Source organism: Pseudomonas sp. 21LCFQ02 (assembly GCF_024129895.2).
Taxonomy (GTDB): Bacteria; Pseudomonadota; Gammaproteobacteria; order Pseudomonadales; family Pseudomonadaceae; genus Aquipseudomonas.
This window is the reverse complement of sequence record NZ_CM178749.1, coordinates 44,137-65,524: the sequence shown is the minus strand read 5'-3', so window position 1 is coordinate 65,524 and position 21,388 is coordinate 44,137. Positions and strand designations below refer to the sequence as shown.

18 protein-coding genes are annotated in these 21,388 nt (G+C 61.9%); 9 read left to right on the top strand and 9 right to left on the bottom strand.

From position 1 onward, the window contains the following. Window positions 1-54 precede the first annotated feature (54 nt). Window positions 55-1,428 (top strand): multicopper oxidase family protein, encoded by a 1,374-nt coding sequence (locus NJC40_RS00320; protein WP_253142424.1) that lies wholly within the window; start codon window positions 55-57, stop codon window positions 1,426-1,428. Beyond that, on the top strand, window positions 1,428-1,922 hold the full coding sequence (tadA, locus tag NJC40_RS00315) for a tRNA adenosine(34) deaminase TadA (RefSeq protein WP_253142423.1): 495 nt from the start codon (window positions 1,428-1,430) through the stop codon (window positions 1,920-1,922). The genes NJC40_RS00320 and tadA overlap by 1 nt, the downstream gene beginning before the upstream one ends. 64 nt (window positions 1,923-1,986) lie before the next feature. On the opposite strand, the gene cmoB is transcribed toward tadA, so the two are convergent. The 4 genes from cmoB to lon form a co-directional block, all read right to left on the bottom strand. Further along, a complete protein-coding gene (gene cmoB, locus NJC40_RS00310; protein ID WP_253116922.1) occupies window positions 1,987-2,946 on the bottom strand; it encodes a tRNA 5-methoxyuridine(34)/uridine 5-oxyacetic acid(34) synthase CmoB in 960 nt (319 codons plus the stop codon). Then, entirely contained in the window at window positions 2,943-3,686 is a 744-nt protein-coding gene (gene cmoA, locus NJC40_RS00305) for a carboxy-S-adenosyl-L-methionine synthase CmoA (RefSeq protein ID WP_253116921.1), read from the bottom strand. The genes cmoB and cmoA overlap by 4 nt, the downstream gene beginning before the upstream one ends. Window positions 3,687-3,781: 95 nt before the next feature. After that, a complete protein-coding gene (locus tag NJC40_RS00300; protein ID WP_253142422.1) occupies window positions 3,782-4,177 on the bottom strand; it encodes a protease inhibitor I42 family protein in 396 nt (131 codons plus the stop codon). A 197-nt stretch (window positions 4,178-4,374) separates the two neighbouring features. After that, complete coding sequence (lon, locus tag NJC40_RS00295) at window positions 4,375-6,792, bottom strand: endopeptidase La (protein ID WP_045482509.1); 2,418 nt, start codon at window positions 6,790-6,792, stop codon at window positions 4,375-4,377. Between the two features lie 267 nt (window positions 6,793-7,059). Between lon and NJC40_RS00290 the strand changes: the two genes are divergently transcribed. From NJC40_RS00290 to NJC40_RS00275, 4 genes are read left to right on the top strand one after another with little or no spacing between them, the layout of a single operon-like run. Further along, window positions 7,060-7,731 (top strand): methylamine utilization protein, encoded by a 672-nt coding sequence (locus NJC40_RS00290; protein ID WP_253116920.1) that lies wholly within the window; start codon window positions 7,060-7,062, stop codon window positions 7,729-7,731. Further along, window positions 7,731-10,076, top strand: a complete 2,346-nt coding sequence (locus tag NJC40_RS00285; RefSeq protein ID WP_253142421.1) for an EAL domain-containing protein — start codon at window positions 7,731-7,733, stop codon at window positions 10,074-10,076. The genes NJC40_RS00290 and NJC40_RS00285 overlap by 1 nt, the downstream gene beginning before the upstream one ends. Before the next feature lies 1 nt (window position 10,077). Beyond that, window positions 10,078-10,941 carry a DUF3034 family protein gene (locus tag NJC40_RS00280; RefSeq protein WP_253116919.1) on the top strand — a complete coding sequence of 288 codons (864 nt, stop codon included), beginning with the start codon at window positions 10,078-10,080 and terminating at the stop codon, window positions 10,939-10,941. Beyond that, complete coding sequence (locus tag NJC40_RS00275; protein ID WP_253116918.1) at window positions 10,941-11,369, top strand: group I truncated hemoglobin; 429 nt, start codon at window positions 10,941-10,943, stop codon at window positions 11,367-11,369. Before NJC40_RS00280 ends, NJC40_RS00275 begins: the two co-directional genes overlap by 1 nt. Before the next feature lie 100 nt (window positions 11,370-11,469). Here the strand turns inward: NJC40_RS00275 and NJC40_RS00270 are convergent, their stop codons facing one another. Beyond that, window positions 11,470-13,866: a glucose/quinate/shikimate family membrane-bound PQQ-dependent dehydrogenase gene (locus NJC40_RS00270; protein WP_045482486.1), complete on the bottom strand. Its 2,397-nt coding sequence runs from the start codon at window positions 13,864-13,866 to the stop codon at window positions 11,470-11,472. 228 nt (window positions 13,867-14,094) lie between these two features. Here NJC40_RS00270 and NJC40_RS00265 point away from each other — a divergent pair, with 228 nt between their 5' ends. Together NJC40_RS00265 and NJC40_RS00260 are read left to right on the top strand one after the other, a co-directional pair. After that, entirely contained in the window at window positions 14,095-14,316 is a 222-nt protein-coding gene (locus NJC40_RS00265; RefSeq protein WP_045482485.1) for a VF530 family protein, read from the top strand. Window positions 14,317-14,325: 9 nt separating this feature from the next. Continuing rightward, window positions 14,326-14,979, top strand: a complete 654-nt coding sequence (locus NJC40_RS00260; protein WP_045482484.1) for a Pr6Pr family membrane protein — start codon at window positions 14,326-14,328, stop codon at window positions 14,977-14,979. A gap of 10 nt (window positions 14,980-14,989) precedes the next feature. Here the strand turns inward: NJC40_RS00260 and NJC40_RS00255 are convergent, their stop codons facing one another. The 4 genes from NJC40_RS00255 to NJC40_RS00240 all read right to left on the bottom strand — a co-directional run bounded on the left by NJC40_RS00255 (window position 14,990) and on the right by NJC40_RS00240 (window position 20,273). Further along, a complete protein-coding gene (locus NJC40_RS00255) occupies window positions 14,990-15,766 on the bottom strand; it encodes a siderophore-interacting protein (RefSeq protein ID WP_253142420.1) in 777 nt (258 codons plus the stop codon). Then, the gene (locus NJC40_RS00250; protein WP_045482482.1) at window positions 15,763-16,317 is read right to left on the bottom strand and encodes a PadR family transcriptional regulator; all 555 of its coding nucleotides are present in this window, start codon (window positions 16,315-16,317) and stop codon (window positions 15,763-15,765) included. The genes NJC40_RS00255 and NJC40_RS00250 overlap by 4 nt, the downstream gene beginning before the upstream one ends. A 118-nt stretch (window positions 16,318-16,435) precedes the next feature. Beyond that, window positions 16,436-19,564: a transglycosylase domain-containing protein gene (locus tag NJC40_RS00245; RefSeq protein ID WP_253142419.1), complete on the bottom strand. Its 3,129-nt coding sequence runs from the start codon at window positions 19,562-19,564 to the stop codon at window positions 16,436-16,438. A gap of 88 nt (window positions 19,565-19,652) precedes the next feature. Then, window positions 19,653-20,273, bottom strand: a complete 621-nt coding sequence (locus NJC40_RS00240; protein ID WP_253142418.1) for a LysE family translocator — start codon at window positions 20,271-20,273, stop codon at window positions 19,653-19,655. 117 nt (window positions 20,274-20,390) lie between these two features. Between NJC40_RS00240 and NJC40_RS00235 the strand changes: the two genes are divergently transcribed. After that, window positions 20,391-21,320, top strand: a complete 930-nt coding sequence (locus tag NJC40_RS00235; RefSeq protein WP_253142417.1) for a LysR substrate-binding domain-containing protein — start codon at window positions 20,391-20,393, stop codon at window positions 21,318-21,320. The last annotated feature ends 68 nt before the right edge of the window (window positions 21,321-21,388 follow it).

Below are 21,388 nucleotides of genomic sequence, written 5' to 3'. Positions count from 1 at the left end.
CTTCGCATCTGCCCGCAGATGCCTGTCGCAGTCGTTTTCAAGGTGTCCGTTGTCATGCCCTTTACCCGTCGTCAAATTCTCGGAGGTATCGCCGGTCTTGCTGTGGTCGGTATGGGCGCCGGCGGGGCTGCGCGTTACTGGCTAGCCCAGCGTGGGCCGGGAGAAGGGCATGACTTTGAGCTGATCGCGGCGCCCTTGGATGTCGAGCTGGTGCCGGGCCACAAAACCCCGGCCTGGGCGTTTGGCGGTTCGGTGCCGGGCACCGAGTTGCGGGTTCGCCAGGGCGAGTGGCTGCGTTTGCGTTTCATCAACCAGCTGTCAGTGGAAACCACCATTCACTGGCACGGCATCCGGGTGCCGCTGGAGATGGACGGGGTGCCCTATGTGTCGCAACTGCCGGTCAAACCGGGCGAATACTTCGACTACAAGTTCCGGGTGCTGGATGCCGGCAGCTTCTGGTATCACCCGCATGTCAGCAGCAGCGAAGAGTTGGGCCGCGGTCTGGTCGGGCCATTGATCGTCGAAGAGCGTGAGCCGACCGGGTTTGCCCATGAGCGCACGCTGAGCCTGAAGAACTGGCATGTGGACGAGACCGGTGCATTTACTGAGTTCAGCGTGCTGCGTGAAGCGGCGCGCGAAGGCACTGCCGGGCGGCTGTCGACCATCAATGGCACTCATCTGGGGGTGATTGACCTGCCGGCCGGGCAGATCACTCGTGTGCGGTTGCTCAACCTCGATAACACCGTGACTTACCGCATCAACCTGCCGGATGCCGAGGCGCGGATTTACGCCATTGATGGCAACCCGGTAGCGCCACGGCCGTTGGGCAAGGAATACTGGCTGGGGCCGGGTATGCGTCTGTGTCTGGCGATCAAGGCGCCGGCGGCTGGCGAGGCGCTGTCGTTGCGCAATGGTCCGGTGCGCCTGGGTACGCTGCGTTCTGTGGCGGCGGAAGGGGCGCCGGGGGACTGGCCGCCAGCGTTGCCGGCCAATCCTTTGCCGGAGCCAGACCTGGACAACGCCGAGACCATCAATTTCAACTTCGAGTGGGCCGGAGCGGTGTCTACTGGCACCGATGATGGCAAGCCGCCGAGCCTGTGGCAGATCAACGGCCAGGCCTGGGACATCACCGACAAGACCTGCGCCGACCGGCCGATTGCCAAATTGCAGTTGGGCAAAAGCTATATCTTCGAGCTGAAGAACATGGCCCAGTATCAGCACCCGATTCACTTGCACGGCATGAGTTTCAAGGTGCTCAAATCCGACCGGCGCCAGATCATCCCGTATTTCACTGACACCTTTCTGCTGGGCCGCAACGAGCGCGCCTGGGTGGCGCTGGTGGCGGATAACCCGGGGGTATGGATGTTCCACTGCCATGTGATCGATCACATGGAAACCGGCCTGATGGCCGCCATCGAGGTGTCGTGATGCGTCAGCCACTGATCATCGACCGTAGCCGCGATCAGGATTTCATGCGTGAGGCGCTTGAACTGGCAGCCCAGGGCGCGGCCTTGGGAGAAGTACCGGTGGGCGCGGTGGTGGTGGTCGATGGTCAGGTGGTGGGCCGTGGCTACAATTGCCCGATCAGCGGCAATGACCCCAGCGCCCATGCCGAGATGGTCGCCATCCGCGATGCAGCCCAGGCGCTGAGCAATTACCGGCTACCGGGCAGCACGCTCTACGTGACGCTGGAACCGTGCAGCATGTGCGCCGGCTTGATCGTGCATTCGCGCATCGGCCGGGTGGTGTATGGCGCGCTGGAACCCAAGGCGGGTGTGGTGCAGAGCCAGGGGCAGTTCTTTACCCAAGGGTTTCTCAACCACCGGGTGCTGTATGAAGGCGGCGTGCTGGGCGAGGCATGCGGGACGATGCTCAGCGAGTTTTTCCGCATGCGCCGGGCAGCGAGCAAGGCGCAAGGGTAAGAGCGGCCGGCCGCTAAAGCTTCGCCGCTAAAGCGGCTCCTACAAGACCCCGTGTTTGTCGCGCTCAGGGCTTGCGGCCAATAATCACTGCACGCATCGGTGCCGGCAGGCCCTCGACGGTGCGGCTGTGATCGTCGGGGTCAAGGAAATGCTCCAGTGACTGGTAGCGCATCCAGTCGGTGCTGCGCTGCTCCTGAACACTGGTGGTACTCACATCCACACAGCGCACCTCGGTGAAGCCGGCACGGCGCATCCACAGCTCCAGGGCCGGGACCGACGGCAGGAACCAGACGTTGCGCATCTGCGCATAACGGTCTTCCGGCACCAGCACCTGCTGTACATCGCCAGGCACTACCAGGGTTTCCAGCACCAGCTCACCGCCTTTGAGCAGGCAGTCTTTGAGCGCCAGCAGGTGGTCGATGGGCGATTTGCGGTGATACAGCACGCCCATGGAAAACACCGTGTCGAAGCCTTCGAGCTTCTCTGGCAGGTCTTCCAGCGCGAACGGCAAGTGCCAGGCCGGCAGCTGCGGCATGTAGCGTTGCATGGCCTGGAACTGGCAGAAGAACAGCCAGTTCGGATCGACACCGATCACGCTGTCGGCACCGGCGCCGAGCATGCGCCACTGGTAATAGCCGTTGCCGCAACCGACATCCAGCACACGCTTGCCGTTGAGGTCCAGATGCGGCGCGACGCGGGTCCATTTCCAGTCCGAGCGCCATTCGGTGTCGACATGCACACCGAATACATCGAACGGACCTTTGCGCCATGGCGACAGGCCCATCAGGGCGGCGTGCAACTGAGCGCGGGTGGCCTCGTCGAGTTCGGCCTGCAGGCTGAACGTATCGAGCAGTTCAACCCGGCCGGGCTGCACGGGCGGCAACGCATCCAGCGCACTGCGCCAGCGCGCCAGGTCGCCATGGCCTTTTTCCAGTTTGGCATCGAGTTGAGCTTGCAGGCCATTGGCCCAGTTGGCCAAGGGCGTGCCCGCCAGGCGGCGGACCAGTGGAGCGAGATCGATCATGGCAGGGCAATCAATGAGGCGAAGTTAATGCACTGAAACCACGGCACGACTTTGGAAAACCCGGCTTCGCGCAGGCGCTGGCGGTGTTCTTCAAGGCTGTCGGGTTTCATCACGTGTTCGATGGCGCTGCGCTTCTGGGCAATTTCCAGGTCGCTGTAGCCGTTGGCGCGTTTGAAGTCGATGTGCAGTTCGGTGAGCAGGGCGTGCTCGTCGGCATCGGCAAAGCGCAGTTTTTCCGAGAGGATCAGCGCGCCGCCGGGCACCAGGGTCTGGCGGATACGGCTGAGCAGTTCCAGACGTTGCGCGGGGGCAATGAACTGCAGGGTGAAGTTCAGCGCCACCACCGAGGCCGGCTGCCAGGGCAGTTCGAGGATATCGGCCTCGCGAACCTCCACCGGCAGCAGTTCCTGGAACATCGAGTCTTGCGCCTTTAGGTATTCGCGGCACCGCTCGACCATGGCCGAGGAATTGTCCACGGCGATCACCTGGCAGCCGTCCTGACGCACATGGCGACGCAGCGCCTGGGTCACTGCACCCAGCGAGCAGCCGAGGTCGTAAAGCACGGTATCGGCTTTGGCGAAGTGGGCAGCGAGTACGCCGAGATTCTCGACAATGGCCGGGTAACCCGGCACCGAGCGCTTGATCATGTCCGGGAACACCCGCACCACGTCTTCATTGAAGGCGAAGTCAGGCACCTGGGACAGGGGCTGGGAGAAGAGGCGATCAGGTTCCTGGGTCACGGCGGTTCCGGCGCAAGCTAAGCAAGGGCGCGCATTTTAGCCAGTTTGTTGCGCCGATGCATGGCCCTCTACCTGTTAGCGGACAGGACGCCGGGTCAATGAACCCTGATTACGCACTCGAAGCGTTCCTGCGGCGCGCTGTCGGCATCCCAGGCTTGCTGGTAGGTCAGTGACAGGTTGCCGGTGCCGGCACTGTCGGCCTTGAAGCGCCACACCGATTGACCGCCGTTGCCAACGACCAGCTCTTTGCTCTGGTCAGCGTTGTACACCTCCGGGCCCAGGCTGCGCAGCACTCCGGGGGCAGCATCGCGGACCTGCCAGCGGTAGCCGGTGGTAGGGTTGCTGGGCAGGGACAGGATCAGGGTCTGGCCAGTGCTGAGGGTCAGCGGGCAGTCATCGGCATCGTCCAGCGAGGCGACATTGGCAGGCTTTTGCGCACAGGCCGCAAGCAGGGCAAGGCTCAGGGGCACGAGCAGGCGGGCAGGGGTCATGGAGAGATCCTTTCGGCAAGACAGATCAGTAGGCGCGACCTTGGTCGCGAAAGGGCCTATGAAACCACAACATGTGTTGCAGGTGTCCAGACCGCTTTCGCGATCCGCTTTAGCCGCGCAGCCTTCGCGGATAAATCCGCTCCTACAGAATGAGGTTGTCGCCACACTCCGTAGGAGCTGCTTGAGCAGCGAGCCGTTTAGAACAACACCTTGGCCACATCACTGAAGCGTTTGGCGAAGTGCACGGTCAGGCCTTCCTTGAGGTAAGCCGGCAACTCTTCGAAGTTGCCGCGGTTCGGCTCGGGCAGGATCAGTTCGTTGATCTTCTGCCGACGTGCCGCGATAACCTTCTCGCGCACACCGCCAATCGGCAGTACATGGCCGGTCAGGGTCAACTCGCCGGTCATGGCCACGCCTTTCTTTGGCGCCTGGTTACGTGCCAGCGACAGCAGCGCGCTGGCCATGGTGATGCCCGCACTCGGGCCGTCCTTGGGGGTCGCGCCTTCCGGCACGTGCAGGTGGACGAAGGCCTCATCGAAGAACTTCGCATCGCCGCCAAACTTGCCCAGATTCGAGCTGACGTAACTGTAGGCGATTTCCGCCGACTCTTTCATGACCTCGCCTAACTGACCGGTGAGCTTGAAACCGCGATTGTGGGTGTGAATCCGCGTCGCTTCGATCGGCAGGGTCGCGCCGCCCATGCTGGTCCAGGCAAGGCCGGTAATCACACCGGTGCCAGACAGCACTTGCTCACTGCGAAACACCGGCATGCCGAGCAGGGCTTCCAGGTCCTTGGGGCCGATCTTGATGACGGCGTCTGGCTCGTCCAGCAGCCTGACCACCGATTTACGCACCAGTTTGCCCAGCAGTTTCTCCAGTTGGCGCACCCCGGACTCGCGGGCGTAGCCTTCGATCACACCGCGCAGGGCGGCGTCGCTGATCGACAGCCTGGCTTTATCCACGCCGGCCTTGTCCAGTTGCTTGGGCCACAGGTGACGTTTGGCGATGGCCAGTTTTTCTTCGGTGATATAGCCGGCCAGACGAATCACTTCCATCCGGTCGAGCAATGGACCGGGGATCGAATCCAGGGTGTTGGCGGTGCAGACGAACAGGACTTTCGACAGGTCCAGGCGCAAGTCCAGATAGTGGTCGAGAAATTCGACGTTCTGTTCCGGGTCGAGGGTTTCCAGCAGCGCCGAGGCCGGATCGCCCTGGAAGCTCTGGCCCATCTTATCGATCTCGTCGAGCATGATGACCGGGTTCATCACCTCGACGTCCTTCAGCGCCTGCACCAGCTTGCCGGGCTGGGCGCCAATGTAGGTGCGGCGATGACCCTTGATCTCGGCTTCGTCGCGCATGCCGCCGACGCTCAACCGGTAGAACGGTCGGCCCAGGGATTCGGCGATGGAGCGACCGATGCTGGTCTTGCCGACGCCCGGCGGGCCCACCAGCAATACGATCGAGCCATTGATCTCGCCTTTATAGGCACCGATGGCGAGGAATTCGAGAATCCGCGACTTGATGTCGTCCAGGCCTGCGTGATGCCGATCAAGAACCTTGCGGGCATGCTTGAGATCAAGTTTGTCGACGCCAGTGACGCCCCAGGGAATCGAACTGGCCCAGTCGAGGTAATTGCGGGTCACGGCGTATTCCGGCGAGCCGGTTTCCAGCACCTTGAGCTTGTTGAGCTCTTCGTCGATCTTTTTGCGCGCCTGAGTCGGCAGAACCTTGCCTTCCAGGCGCTGTTCGAACTGTTCGATGTCAGCGCTGCGGTCGTCTTTGCTCAGGCCCAGTTCCTGCTGGATGACCTTGAGCTGTTCCTTGAGGAAGAACTGACGCTGATGTTCACCGATCTTGCGGTTGACCTCGGCCGAGATCTCTTTTTGCAGGCGCGCGACTTCGACTTCCTTGCGCAGCATCGGCAGGACTTTTTCCATCCGCTTGAGCATCGGTACGCAATCGAGCACCTCTTGCAGGTCCACGCCGCTGGCCGAGGTCAGGGCGGCAGCGAAGTCGGTCAACGGCGACGGGTCGTTGGGACTGAAGCGGTTGAGGTAGTTTTTCAGCTCCTCGGTGTACAGCGGGTTGAGCGGCAGCAGCTCTTTAATGGCGTTGATCAGCGCCATGCCGTAGGCCTTGACCTCATCGGTGGGCTCGTTGGGCACTTGCGGGTACTCGACCTCGACCATATACGGCGGGCGATGGTGCTTGAGCCAGGTCTTGATTCGCACCCGCGACAAACCCTGGGCAACGAACTGCAAACGACCATTCTCGCGGCTGGCGTGGTGAACTTTCACCAGCGTGCCATACTCCGGCAGGGCCTTGGTATTGAAGTGGCGCGGGTCTTCCTGCGGCGTGTCCATGAAAAACAGCGCCAGCGAGTGGTGCTCCGACTTGCTGACCAGTTCCAGGGTTTCTGCCCACGGCTCTTCGTTGACGATCACCGGCAAAACCTGCGCCGGGAAGAACGGACGGTTGTGGATCGGAATGATATAGACCTTGTCCGGCAGGTTCTGGCCAGGCAGGGCGAGCGAGGTGCCGCCTGAACCGAGCGTCACTTCATGCTCGGTGGCGTCGTCGGACGAATCAAGTGGGGCGTTTTGCTGGTCGCTCATGGGGCACCTGCGAAATTGGACATGCCTCTTAGATGGGGCGAGTGGTCTCAGGTTTCAATGGCGGCGGTCGATAGCATGGCTGAGTGTTGCAAAGCTCGTGCAGGGCCGCAGGCGAGCGCCTTTCGTCGAATTTGAATGGCTGATATCAAAATGATGTCTCTGCGGCATATCCCTGCTCTGGCATGACAGCTACTCTGCTTGCCAGACACATCGTTGCCAGGGTCGGCATCACTTTCCGGCATTGCCGTTGTGGAAGGGTTCACACGTATGACCAAGTTACTGCATTCGATGGTTCTCGCGGGCCTGTACGTGTTTTCGGCGGCCAGTGTCTCGGCCGCGACACTGACGGCACAGATGTTCGATCGCCAAGGCAAGCCACTGGCCAATGCTGTGTTGACCCTCAAGGGCGCTGCCGGCCCGGCCGCACCGACGCTCAAGGCCAGCATGGACCAGCGTAACCAGGAGTTCGTGCCACGGGTGCTGGCGGTCCACACCGGCACCCAGGTCAGTTTCCCCAACAGCGATGACATTCGCCATCAGGTGTATTCATTCTCGCCCACCAAGCGCTTCGAGTTGCGCCTTTACGAAAAGACCCCGTCAGAGCCTGTGCAGTTCGATAAACCCGGTCTGGTTGTGCTGGGTTGCAACATTCATGACTGGATGGTGGGTTACGTGTACGTCACTGACGACCCCTGGTATGGGGTCAGTGATGAGCAAGGTGTGCTCAAGCTCGATCAATTGCCGCCCGGCCGTTATACCGCGACCCTCTGGCACCCGCAGGCCGAAGACATGCAGCCCCTCGCCGGTGGTGTGCTTGAGGTGCCAGCCGACGGGCTGAGCAAGCGTTTTGACCTGGCCGTCGAGGTCAAACCCGAAGATCAGCCTGCACGCCCGGCCCCTGGCGCTTTCGGTGATGCGTTCCACAAGGCTGCACACTGATGAAACTTCGTCTGAGCTTCCAGGCGCGCATCGCCGGGGTGTTGATTGCATTGGTTCTGGTTGTGATCGGAGCGGTTTTTGTCTCGGTCAAATTCGCCACCGGCGATGCAGTGCGCAGCCAGGCCCAGGCGCAACTGGAGGTTGGCAGCCGGGTGTTCGAGCGGTTGATCGACCTGCGCGGCCGGCGGTTGCGCGATGCGGTGCAGTTGCTCTCGGCGGACTTTGGCTTTCGCGATGCAGTGGCCAGCTCCGATGCTTCGACCATCCGCTCGGTGCTGCTTAACCACGGCGGGCGGATCAACGCCAGCGATATGTTTTTGCTGGGCATGGACGGCACGGTCGTTGCCAGCACCGAGGACGAGGTGGCGGAGGGCTCCAAATTCGTCTACGACCAGGCGCTGCGCAGCGCCAAGCGCAATAATCAGTCAATGCTGATCGTGCCTGGTGGCGGTACTCCGCACTTGCTGGTCGAAAGTACCGTGCTGGCGCCCTTGCCGCTTGGCCGGGTGGTCATGGGCTTTACCATCGACAGCGATATCGCTCAGGAGCTGCGTTCACTCAGTGGTCTGGAGGTGTCATTCCTGACGATCGAAAACGGCAAGCCGGGCGAGTTGATCAGCACCCAGCCAGCCGCCATGTATCCGGCGTTGGTCGAGTTCATGCGCACCTCTGCAGGCGGTCAGATGCATCTGACCGAAAGCGGCAAGCTGAAGTTTCTCAGCCAGACCCTGACTCTCGCAGGCTCTGGCGACAATCAGGTTCTGGCGTTACTGCAAAGCCCGCTGGACAAAGCCTTGCAGGCGTTCGTGCCACTCGATGAAAAGATCTTCTGGATCTCTCTGGCAGCGCTGTTGGCTTCGTTGATCGGCACCCTGGCGCTGGCCCGCAGTGTCTCGCTGCCGGTCCGCGCCCTGGCAGTGGCTGCCAAGCGCATTGGCGATGGCGACTATCGCACGCCAGTGGTCATGGCTCGCAAAGACGAGCTGGGCATGTTGGCCGGTGCAATCAACAGCATGCAGCACGGCATTGCTGTGCGTGAGGATCAACTGGCGCACAACGCCCTGCACGATGCGGTGACCGGCTTGCCCAACCGGGCGCTGGTGATGGAACGGCTGGGCAGTTCGATTGCCGTTGAGCGTCAAATGGCCTTGATGTACCTGGGCATCGACAACTTCCGCGCCATTCACGAGAGCGTCGGGGTCGAGACGGTCGACCACCTGCTCCACGAGCTTGGACAGCGTCTGCAGGGTGCCCTGAGTGCAGGTGACACTGTCGCCCGGCTGACGGCCAACGAGTTTCTCATCCTGCTCGATCACGCCACGGTCGATGCGGCGGTGGCGCGCGGCGATCAGTTGCAGCGCCTGCTCAGCGAGAGCCAGCGCGTTGACGGGCACGACATCGCCCTGGAGTGCTGCATCGGCATTGCGGTCTACCCCGAACATGGTGATGCCGCCCAGGAGCTGCTCAACCGGGCACTGATCGCCCGCAAGGATGCGATCAACATGCCCGGTCGTCTGCATATCTACGAAGACGGTCGTGACCTGGCCCATCAGCGCCAGATCAGCCTGATCCGTGACCTGCGCAAGGCTGCGCAGAATGGCGAATTGCATCTGCATTACCAGCCCAAGCTGGACATTCGCCAAGGCCATGTGCGCCAGGCTGAAGCCTTGTTGCGTTGGGCGCATCCGCAGTTTGGCAACGTGTCGCCGGGGGAATTCATCATCCTTGCCGAGCGCACCGGCAGCATCCAGTTGTTGACCAACTGGGTGATCGAAGAAGCGATCCGCCAACTCGCCGAATGGGCTACCCGCGGGTTATTGGTGCAGCTTTCGGTCAACGTGTCGGCCGACGATTTGCTCGGTGGTGACCTGGTGGGCCACGTGACCCGGACCCTGACCAAGCACCATGTACCGGCTGAGCAACTGATTTTCGAGATCACTGAAAGCGCGGTGATGAGCGAGCCGGAGCAGGCACTGGTGGTGCTCAACCGCCTGCGTGAGTGTGGCATCAGTTTGTCGGTGGACGATTTCGGCACCGGCTATTCTTCATTGGCACACCTCAAGCGCTTGCCGGTTCAGGAACTGAAAATAGACCAGTCATTTGTACGCAACCTGGATGAGACCAGCGAGGACGCGGTGATTGTTCGTTCGACCATCGAAATGAGCCACAACCTGGGCTTGAAGGTGGTCGCTGAAGGGGTTGAGTACGAACACAGCCTGCAGTTGCTGCAACGCTGGCATTGCGATACGGCCCAGGGCTATCTCATCAGTCGTCCGCTGTCGGCGGCGGCCTTCGAGGCATGGATTGCCAAGAGCCATGCACCCACTGACCTGATGGTTCACTGACATGCACTACAGAAATGCGTTGTTGTTGAGTTGCCTGTTGGGAGCCACTGCGCCTTTGGTTCAAGCCGAGAACAGCAAACTGCTTGCCACTGGCGGCGCCAGCAGTATCGAAGGCAGTGCCGGCGGAGGCATCACGCCGTGGGCGGTACTCACCGGTTACGGTGAAGAAGGCGAGTGGGGCGCCAGCGCCTTTGCAACCCGTGTCGACCTGCCCGACTACAACCTGGATGTCGCGGGGCTGGCGGTGGCCTATGGAAACCGGGTTGAGTTCTCTTACGCCCGCCAGCGCTTCGACATCAGCACGCTACAGCACAAACTGAGCTTGCCCGATGACAACTTCACCCAGGATATTTTCGGGGTAAAGGTCAGGCTGTTCGGCGACCTGATCTTCGACAACCTGCCGCAGGTGTCGCTGGGGGTGCAATACAAACATCAGAACGACTTCCTGATTCCCAGCCTGGTCGGCGCCAAGCGCAACTCTGACGTTGAGGGTTACCTGACCGCCAGCCGCCTGTTCATCGGCGGGGCGTTCGGCTACAACCTGCTGGTCAACGGCGGCGTGCGCTACAGCCGCGCCAACGAAATCGGCCTGTTGGGCTTTGGTGGTGACCGGCGTGACAGTCGTAGCGTGCTCAAGGAAGGCTCGCTGGCGGTGCTGTTCAACCCGCGCTGGGCGGTGGGTGTGGAATATCGCGAGAAGCCCGACAATTTGTCGTTCGCCGGGGAAAGCGATTGGGCCGACGTGTTCGTCGGTTACTTCCCCAACAAACATTTCTCCGTAGTGTTGGCCTACGCCCGGCTCGGTGAGATTGCGACTCTGGAAAACCAGAACGGTGCCTACCTGTCCCTGCAGGGGAGTTTCTGATGAAGCGTCTGCTCAGTGCATTGCTGCTGGTAATGCTGGTCGGCTGCGCCCAGCAGCCTCAACCGGCCAAAGATGACAGCCTGTATCAGGACCTGGGCCAGCGTGCCGGTATCCAGCGCATCGTCGAAGGAATGCTGCTCAACGTGGCCAAAGACAAGCGTATCGTCGAACGCTTTCGTCGGGTCGATATCGAGCGTCTGCGTGACAAGCTGGTCGAGTTCTTGTGTATGGAAACCGGCGGGCCCTGCACCTACACCGGCGACAACCTGCGCGAGTCACACAAAGGCCAGGACCTGACCCGTGGCAACTTCAATGCGCTGGTCGAGAATCTGATCAAGTCGATGGACGAGCAGAACATATCAGTGCCCGTACAGAACCGCCTGATCGCCCGTCTGGCCGCAATGCGTGACCAGGTGATTCACCAGTAGGAGCGACCTTGGTCGCGAAGGCGGCTGGTCGGGCAATACAGCTGTTGTGCCTGTGCCGGCCTCTTCGTGACCAAGGTCGCTCCTGCAAGTGCAGCGCTCTTTACCTCGGCAAGCGGTACGCTACTACGTAGTCGCCTTGTCGGGTGCCCAGCGAACCATGGCCGCCAGCGACCACCAGCACGTATTGTTGGCCATCCTTGCCGGTGTAGGTCATCGGCGTGGTCTGCGCGCCGGCAGGCAGGCGGCCTTGCCATAACTGCTTGCCGTTACGCAGGTCATAAGCGCGCAGATACTGGTCCAGCGTGCCGCTCAAAAAGCCCAGGCCGCTGGCGGTGGTGATGGTGCCGCCGAGACTGGGCACGCCCATGGTCAACGGGATCGGAACCGGCGAGCTGTCACGCACGGTGCCGTTCTTGTGCATCCACAGGGTCTTGTGGGTGGTCAGGTCAACGGCGGCCACATAGCCCCAGGCCGGTGCCTGGCAAGGCAGGCCCATGGGCGACAGCAGCGCTTCGAGAATCACCCCGTAAGGGGCGCCCTTGTTGGGTTGCACGCCTTCGGTCTCGCTCTTGCGGCCCGGCCCGGCCGCCACTTCAGCGGCCGGCACCAGTTTCGAGCGGAACGCCATGTAGCTGGGGTTGACGAAGGCGATCTGACGCACCGGATCGACCGAAATACCGCCCCAGTCGAACACCCCGAAGTTACCGGGGTAGACCAGCGTGCCTTGCAGTGACGGCGGGGTAAACGGGCCTTCATAGCGCAGCGACTTGAAGTCGATGCGGCACAGCAGTTGATCGAACGGGGTCACGCCCCACATGTCACGCTCGGTGAGCACCGGCGGCATGAAGTTCAGCTCCGATTTCGGCTGGGTCGGCGAAGTACGATCGCCCTCGACCGCGCCTTGCGGCACCGGCACTTCATGAATCGGCACGATAGGCTCACCGCTGCGGCGGTCCAGCACGTAGATACTGCCTTGCTTGGTCGAGGCCAGTACCGCCGGCTTCAGGCCATCGGCGGTTTTCAGGTCCATCAACGTTGGCTGACCGCCGACGTCCATGTCCCACAGATCATGATGAGTGAATTGATAGTTCCAGCGTACCTTGCCACTGGCGATCTCCAGCGCCACCAGGCCTGCACTGAATCGCTCTGACGCCGGGGTACGGTTGCCGCCCCACTGGTCGGGCATCTGGTTGCCCATCGGCAGGTAGATCAGGCCCAGCTTTTCATCGACGCTGAACATTGACCACATGTTGGGCGAGTTGCGGGTGTAGGTTTCGCCCGCCGCGAGAGGCGCGGTCTGATCCGGGTTGCCGCTGTCCCAGTTCCAGACCAGACGGCCGGTGCGGATGTCATAGGCCCGAATCACTCCGGATGGCTCGTCGGTGGAGACGTTGTCAGTGACATGCCCGCCGATGATGACCAGGTCGCGGGTCACTGCCGGTGGCGAGGTGGAGTAATAGCCGCCGGGGGCGAAGCTGCCAATGTTGCTGGTCAGGTCGATCGCGCCCTGGTTGCCGAAGTCTTCACAGACCTTGCCGGTGTCAGCGTTCAAGGCGATCAACCGGGTGTCGGCGGTGGGCAGCAAAATGCGTTTTGGGCAGGCGCTGGCGGTCGCCGGGCTGGCTTGCTCAGCGGAGTCGGCGTAGCTGGCCTGGTCGTGATAAGCCACGCCACGGCAGGTCATGTGCGCCCAGCCCTTGAAATTTTCAGCGCTCTGGGTGCTGATCTTCGGATCATAGCGCCAGATTTGCTTGCCGCTGTCCGGGTCCAGCGCAATCACCTGGCTGTGCGGCGTGCACACATAGAGCATGCCGTTGACCTTCAGCGGTGTGTTCTCGGCGGTGGTTTCGCCTGGGTCGCCAGGGCCTGGGATATCACCGGTACGGAAGGTCCAGGCCGCTTCGAGTTGGTGAACGTTGTCAGGCGTGATCTGCTTGAGCGGAGAATAACGGTCACCAAAGGCGGTGCGCCCGTAGGACTGCCAGTCGCCGTCGGGCATTGCCGGTGCGGTGCTGGTGGTGCCGGCTGTTTCGCGGTCGAGCTGGCCTTCGATACGGCCAGGGTGGGTGAACTGGCTGGCCAGTGCCACCAGACCTGCGAGCAGCACCGCAAGGCTCAAACTGCCGGTAGCCAGGGGGGCGGGTGCAGCGCCCTGTAACGGCCGGCGCAGCCAAGGCAACAACAGGACAATGCCCAAGGCAAACCAGAGCGCCAGGCGCGGAACCAGTTGCCACCAGTCCAGACCGACTTCCCATAGCGACCAGCCGGTGCTGGCGAACAGGAACAGTGCGTAGAGGCTAAGGGCGGCGCGATGCCTTTTGAACAGCAGTATGGCGGTCAGGGTCAGCGCGACGCCGGCCAGCACGTAATAAAGCGAACCGCCCAGTTGCAGGAGTTTGATCCCGTAGCCGAGCAGGACCAGCCCCATCAGCAGTAATACCAACCCAACTATCTTCAGTGGCAAGGGATGGCTGCGTGCAACTGCATCAGTGCCCATAGTGCAAATCTCCGCGAAATGAATATTCGGCGGTGTGTGGGTCACGAGCCGCCTCTGCATGCAGAGGCTTGAAGTAACAAAACGTTTCAAAAATATGCATAGGTACAAGACCGATGGCACATCAGACTGCCTGCAGGAGCGTTCTAAACTGTCCAACCGGGCTTCCCGCTGACGCCCGGCTCGGCTATGGTGCGCTCCTTTTGCCGCAAACCCTGCCCAAGGTGCCAGATGACTACTCCTAACACCGATCCGCTGCATGGCGTGACCCTGCAGCGCATTCTCGAAGTGCTGGTCGAGCACTATCAGTGGTCGGGCCTTGCCGAGCGTATCGATATTCGCTGCTTCAAGAGCGACCCGAGCATCAAGTCGAGCCTGACGTTTTTGCGCAAGACACCTTGGGCCCGTGAGAAGGTCGAAGCCTTGTATGTGAAGCTGCAGAAAAAACGTTAAGGATGCTTGATGCTCGACAAACACCTGCCAGCGGCCCCCGGCGCACGTCGCTATGCCTTGGTTGCGGCAGTGCTGGGCTGGTCCGGACTGGCGATCCAGCAATACCTGATCTTTATCTCTCGCTGGAATGATCAGGCCAGCCTGCTGGGCGGGTTGGTGAAGTTCTTCAGCTTTTTCACCGTGCTTAGCAACACCCTGGTGGCCGTGGCGCTGACCTGTGTGGTCAGTCAGCGAAACACGGCGTTGCAGCGGTTTTTCCGTCACCCGGTGGTCTGCAGCGGTATCGCCGCCAGTATTGCCCTGGTGGCGATTGCCTACAGCCTGTTGCTACGCCACCTGTGGCAACCGCAGGGCTGGCAGTGGCTGGCCGATGAACTGCTGCACGACATCATGCCGTTGCTGTTCGTGCTCTATTGGTGGCTGTACGTGCCCAAGGCCGGGTTGGGGCTGCGCCATGTGCTGCTGTGGATGCTCTACCCACTGGTGTACTTCGGCTATGTCTTGCTGCGCGGCGACCTGCTGGGTGATTACGTCTATCCCTTCGTCGACGCGGGCAACCTGGGCTATGCCCAGGCGTTCATCAATGCCGGGGGAGTGCTGGCCGGGTTTGTGCTGATTGCACTGCTGCTACTGGTGGTTGACCGGCGGCTGAAAAAGCCCTGACTAGAAGCGCTCAGTGCCCTTGCGACTCAGACTCGTCGAGGCGCCAGTAACCGGCAGCCTTGACGAATTCATCATCCAGTCCCTTTTCATCGAGCAGGATGCGCCGCGCCTTGCGCGACAGGGCCGCTTCGGTAGCGACCCAGGCATACAGCTTGCCAGTGGGGACTTGCACCTGACGGATGGCCTCCAGCAAATCCTGGTCGCCACGCACCACCCAGCTCACTTCGACCTGGGCCTGGCTGTTCAGTGGCTGGCGCTCATCGAGGCTGGCTACTTCGATCAATACGCGGGCGCTGCGACCTGCCGGCAGCTCTTCAAGGCGCCGGGCAATGGCCGGGATAGCGGTCTCGTCGCCGATCAACAGGTAACTGTCGAAAATATCCGGGACCACCAGCGAGCCACGCGGGCCTGCGATGTATAGATGCTGTCCCGCAGCCGCTTGGGCGGCCCAGGTCGCGGCCGGGCCGTCGCCGTGCAGCACGAAGTCGATGTCCAGCTCGTTACTTTGCGGGTCATAGCGGCGCGGCGTGTAGTCACGCATGGCCGGGCGCGGGCCTGCGCTGTCGGCGCCGAGCGTCATGGTTTCCAGCGCCGCCTGCTCTTGCGGGGTACGCGGGAACAGCAATTTGACGTGGTCGTCAGCGCCCAGGCTGATGAACCCGGCCAGCTCTGGGCCGTGCAGGGTGACACGGCGCATCAGTGGCGTGAGGTCGGTGACGCGCAACACTTCGAGTTTGCGACGCTTGATTTCATGCATGACGCGGTGAATCGCTTGCGGTGAATTCATTGTGGTTCCTCGATGCGGGAATGAGCGCCATCGGCGATGGCCTTGGCGGTGCTGTTGAGCAGGTCGCGCACCCGGGCGATTTCTTCAGGTGTCCAGCGACCGTGGTGCATGTGCATGGCATGACGCAGGTTGTGCACGGCTTCGTGGATCTCCGCTGGCCGGTCATGGCCGCGCAGGGCACGTTTGCTGACGTCGATACGCTGGCGCGCGCCATCCAGCGCTACGGCCTGCTCAGCCAGCCAGGCGCGGCCGATGTCGGTCAGCGCGTAGCGCTTCTTGCCGGCGGCAGCGTCGCCGAGAATCAGCTCGCTTTCTTCCAGAAAGGTCAGGGTCGGGTAGATGACCCCAGGGCTGGGGCTGTAATTGCCGTCGAACAGGCTCTCGATCTGGCGGATCAGGTCATAACCATGGCAAGGCTGAGCAGCAATCAGGTCCAGAATCAGCAGCTTGAGGTCACCCGGGGCAAATACCCGCGGGCCCCGGCCACCGCGCTCGCGGCCGCCGCGTTTGTCTGCCGTCAGTGACCCGCAGGCTTGTGAGTCTTCACCCATCTGAGCTTCTCCGTTTACGTTTAGATATACCTTAAGATATATCTTTACGATTTCGCAAGCACTTTATCCGGAGTCATTCTCATCTTGGGTGAATCATCTTGGGCGAAGTACTGAGCTATCACTGCGCTCCTGAACCGGCGACAACGGGGCCGGCTGGCGGCGCCGCGCACATGGCCTGACCATGCTGTTCCAGGTAAGGCGTGAGGAACGGCGCCATCCCCTTGAGCACCTGCACCGGCAGCGCCGAGGTGAAGCGAAACCCTTCGGCAGCGCGGCCTGGCACGTAGGCGGTGAGGGTGCCGAAGTGGTTGTCGCCCAGATAAAACACGAAGGTGGCGGTGCGGTTGATGGCCCGTGATTGCAGCACGTGCCCGCCAGCGCTCATGCTCTGGATTCGGTTGTCGCCAGTGCCGGTCTTGCCGCCCATGATCAGGTTGCTGCCGTCCTGCAGCTTGAACGAGCCCTGAATGCGTTTGGCGGTGCCGCCGTCGACCACTTCAGACAAGGCTTCGCGCATGGCCGTCGCCACGGCCGAGGGCAGTACCCGTTTGCCTAGCTCCGGGTTGGTGACCAGACGGGTTTCGTAGGGCGTACCCTCGGCAAAATGCAGGCTGTCGATGCGTACGGTGGGCAGGCGAATGCCGTCGTTCTGGATGATGCCGATCAGCTCGGCCAGCGCTGCCGGGCGGTCGCCGGAACTGCCGATGGCGGTGGCCAGTGACGGCACCAGATGATCGAACGGATAACCCAGGCGCTGCCAGCGTTGCTCGATATCCAGAAAGGCTTCGACCTCCATCATGGTGCGAATCCGGCTGTCGCGTGCGCTTTTATGGCGGCTCTTGAACAGCCAGCTATAGACCTCCTGGCGCTCGTGGACACTGGCCGCCACGGCGTCGCGGAACTGCGCTTCGGGGTGGTTGAGCAGATAGCCCACCAGCCACAGGTCCAGCGGGTGCACTCGGGCAATGTAGCCCTGGTCGGGCAGGTCGTAGGCACCGGGGCCATAGCTGCTATACAGCTCGTTGAGGCGTTTTTCAGTCACCTTGGCCGCCTCGCCGTCAGCCAGATGGGCCCGCACGAAGGTGTTGAAGGTGGCCTGATCCGCCGCCGGCAGCAGATAGCGGTGCACCGCTGCCAGCCGCGAGGCGGTCGGGCGCATGCCATCGAGGAAGGTTTCCAGGCGTTGCTGGGTGGTCTTGTCCTTGTAGCGCTTCCAGAAGCGCAGCAGGAACACCCGGCCTTCGCGGTCGGCAAACTGGCTCAGGTATTCCTGACGCCGAGGGTCGCTGTCATCCTTGAGCAACTCAGCGCTATTACCCGGTGCCTGATAAGTGCTGTAGCGCACCACATCGCGCATCAGGCGAATGAACGGCAGGTTGATCGACTCGCGCAGGGATTCGCGCAGGGTCGGCAGCCGGCCGTTGTCTTCACGGCGAAAATTGTTGAAGCGATGCAGGCCGCCGCCGGTGAAGAAACGCTCGCCAGGGCTGGCCGAGTAGCGTCGGTCCAGCGCGGCACTGAGCATTTTCGGCAGGTCGCGGTCCGGGTTCTGGATCAGGTAATCGACTGCCCAGCGGGTCAGCAGGTCCGGCGCTTCCACCGGGACTTTACGCAGCTCGGGCGCGCTCATGCCGGCATAGCGTTGATGCAGTTCGGCGATGATTTCAAGGTAAGTGGTCAGTACCCGCAGCTTGGCGGTAGAGCCCAGTTCCAGCTTGCTGCCTTCGTTGATGTCGAAGGGTTGGTCGGTGCTGTCGGTCTGGATACGGACCCGAAAGCCGTCGGCGCTGCGCTCGAACAGGGTAAAACTGTAGCGCACCTGGGCGGTGCTGGCCGGGCTCAACAGGCGCTCGCCGATAAGACCCAGGCTGGCGGCAAATGCCGGGTCGGCCAGTTGGCGCAGGTACTGGGTCACCTTGTCCTGCAACTCGCCCTGCAAGGTGGTGGTGGCCGACAGGTCGAGACGGTCCAGGTCATAGAAGGGCCGGTCGAGCATGCTCGACAGCCGACTGCGCGCAACGCTGATGCCCTTGTTACCTTCCATGGGTTGCCAGGTCGGTTGTTGCTGCCAGTCGCGGTAGGTCACCTGCGCGGCCAGGGTCGCGTCGGCCAGTTGCCGGTCGAGCACCCCGGCGTTGGCCAGCAGGCGGATATGGCTGTCGGTCAGCTCGGCCAGTTCGTGGCGGCCCTTGGACAGATAATGCGAAGGACGGCGCTGGGCGATCACCAGTGACAGCACTTCACGCAACGCCAGAGCCTTGGCCGCCAGCGCCTTGGCGGTTTCGGCCGGGGCATTGAGGTGCTGGTTGCTGCTCTGGAAGTCGGCACCAAACCAGACCCGCAACCCTTCAGCCAGACCGTGGACTTCACCGTGTCCGGGTACTGCCGACAGCGGTACGCTGTTGAGATAATCGCGCACGACGTTCTGCCGTGCCTCCAGGGTGTGCTCACCGGCCTGATAGGCCCGCACGCTGGCAGAGAACATCTGGCGCAGTTTTTCGGCGCCGGTCAGGGTCAGCCCGTCGGGCGAGTGGCGGTACTTTTCCAGTTGGGTCGCCAGGGTACTGCCGCCGGCCGACTGGCCGGGCAACGACAGCAGCTTGGCAACCTGTGACCAGGCCGCCTTGACGAAACGCGGCCAGTCCACTGCCGGGTTGGCCAGCGGTTGCTGCGGGTCGAGCAGATTGCGGTTTTCGATGAACAACAGACTCTGTACCACCAGCGGCGGAATAGACGCGAAGTCGGGGTACAACTGCTGCGGATAATGGAACTGATACAGCGGCGCGGCACGGCAATCAGTGATGGTCAGCCCGGCCTGGATCTTTTCCTGGTAGGGCACGAAGAAGCCGTGTTCGGCGTAGCGCATCAACTCCGGCGAGAAGCGGGTCTGTTCGGTAATCAGGTAGTCGCGTTTGAGCAGCCGTGGCAGAAACTGGTCGAGCGCCGAATAGCCCAGACGCTTGTCGAACGGGCCGTCACCGGGATAGATGCGCTGATTGCTCGGGCCGGGTTGCATCGACCAGCTCAGGCGGGCGGCAAAGCGGCTGATTTCCTGGGCTTGCAGGCGTGAACTGCGGGTTTCGTGTTCGATCGCCACGCCAAGCGCCACCCCCCCCATCACCGCCAAGACCCAGAACACTCGCCAGCCATACCGCTTGCGGCGTGGAGGGGGCTGCTGTGGCCGGTTGTCATTCGGGTCGGCCTGGGTCTTCTGGTGCCCGCTATCGGAATGCCGTAATACGCCCATAATCGATTGGCCCCGGCCCTCTCAACGCACTTGCCACAAGCTTAGACGCTGACGACGCGGTACGACGGAAATTGTCCGGCAATCGGTTCTATGCCCACAGCGCACGCAGGTTGTAAGCAAGGCCTAGCAGCGCGATCAACAACAGCGCAACGCCGGAGCACAGGCTGATCAACCGGCTGTTGCCCGCTTTGCTCAGGCGCCCGGCGATCATGATCCAGGCCCCCAGTATCAGCAGGTCGATAAGCACCCACAGCAGCGACAGCACTGCCAGGCTGGTCCTCAATGAGTGGCTGACCTGAAGAAACTGCGGAAAAAACGAGACAAAGAAAATGATGTCCTTGGGGTTGCAAATGCCCACCACAAAACCTTGCAGCAAGCCGCCTTGGGTCGCCGGGCTGATCGGCTGGGTCGCCGTCTCGCACACCATCGCCTCGCGCAGGCTGCCGACCGCCAGATAACCGATTACTACACCGCCCAGCAAGCTGAGCAGGCTCAGCAGCCGGGTATCGAGTGCTGCGCTGGCGATGATGATCCAGGCCGCCACGCCGATCAGCACCAGTGAACCCCAATTGCTGCCAAGCGCGGTGGCCATGGCGCGTTTCGGCCCACTCCGGCTTGCGGTATTGACCACCAGCGCCACCACCGGCCCAGGGGTTGCGATCAGTAGCGACACGGTAAGGACGTAGCTCAGTAGCAAGGCGGTGTTCACAGTCGGCACCCGGTGAGTTTTATTTATGAAAGGCGCGAATTGTTAAGTCAGGAACCCACGTTGTAAAACGGGTTGGCTTCTGACCTACTATGAGTTCAACTCATCATGGATGTTTGCATGAGCGAACGTATTACCGCGCTCTACGCCCTTCGCGCGTTTGAAATCGCCGCCCGACACGGCTCGTTCAGCAAAGCCGCGCAAGAACTGTCAGTGACCCAGAGCGCAGTCAGCCATCACGTCAAGAACCTTGAATCGTTGTTCGACTGCGAGCTGTTCGAGCGCCACGGCCCACGCCTGCGCCTCACCGAGCAGGGGCGCCTGTTGGCCAACGAATTGAAGGCCGGCTTCAAAATCATCGAAAACGCCTGTGCGCTGCTCAAAAGCGGCCGCGATATTGTCCGCCTCAAAGCCCCGTCCACCCTGACCATCCGTTGGTTGCTCAGGGTTCTTGATCGTTTCCGAAAGGCCGGCCAGCACAGCGAAGTGCAGCTCTCCAGTGTCTGGATGGACATCGACAGCGTTGACCTTTATGCCGAACCCTACGACTGCGCGATCCTGCTCGGCGCCGGGCACTTTGGCGCCGACATCGAAAGCTGCAAGCTGTTTGATGAGTGGCTGGTGCCGGTCTGCCGGCCCGACTATTTGCCTGCCGAAGGCGTCGAGCTGGCACAACTGAACAGCGTCGAACTGCTGCACCCGTCTGCCGACCGGCGTGACTGGCGGCGCTGGCTGAGCCGGGTCGGAGCCCAGGATCTGGTGAGTCTGGAGCGCGGTCAGCTGTTCGACACCCTGGATCAAGGCATCAGCGCCGCCACCCAGGGACTGGGCATTTCGGTGGTGGACCTGCTACTCGCCGGTCAGGAAATTGCCGATGGCCGATTGCACCTGCCACTGCGCCAGGTCGTGGCTACCGGCGATGCTTACTATCTGGTGTGGCTGAAGACCAGCCCCAAGGCGCGGCAGATGCGTGAGTTGCGCGATTATCTGCTGGGCGAGGCGCCGGTGATTGCCCAAGAGTTCGAAGAGTTTTTGCAGTATCTGAAGTGAAGGTATTCAAGCTTTGATATCGACATGATGCCCCCGAGGCTTCTCAGTGGCTTCACGCCGACTACCCG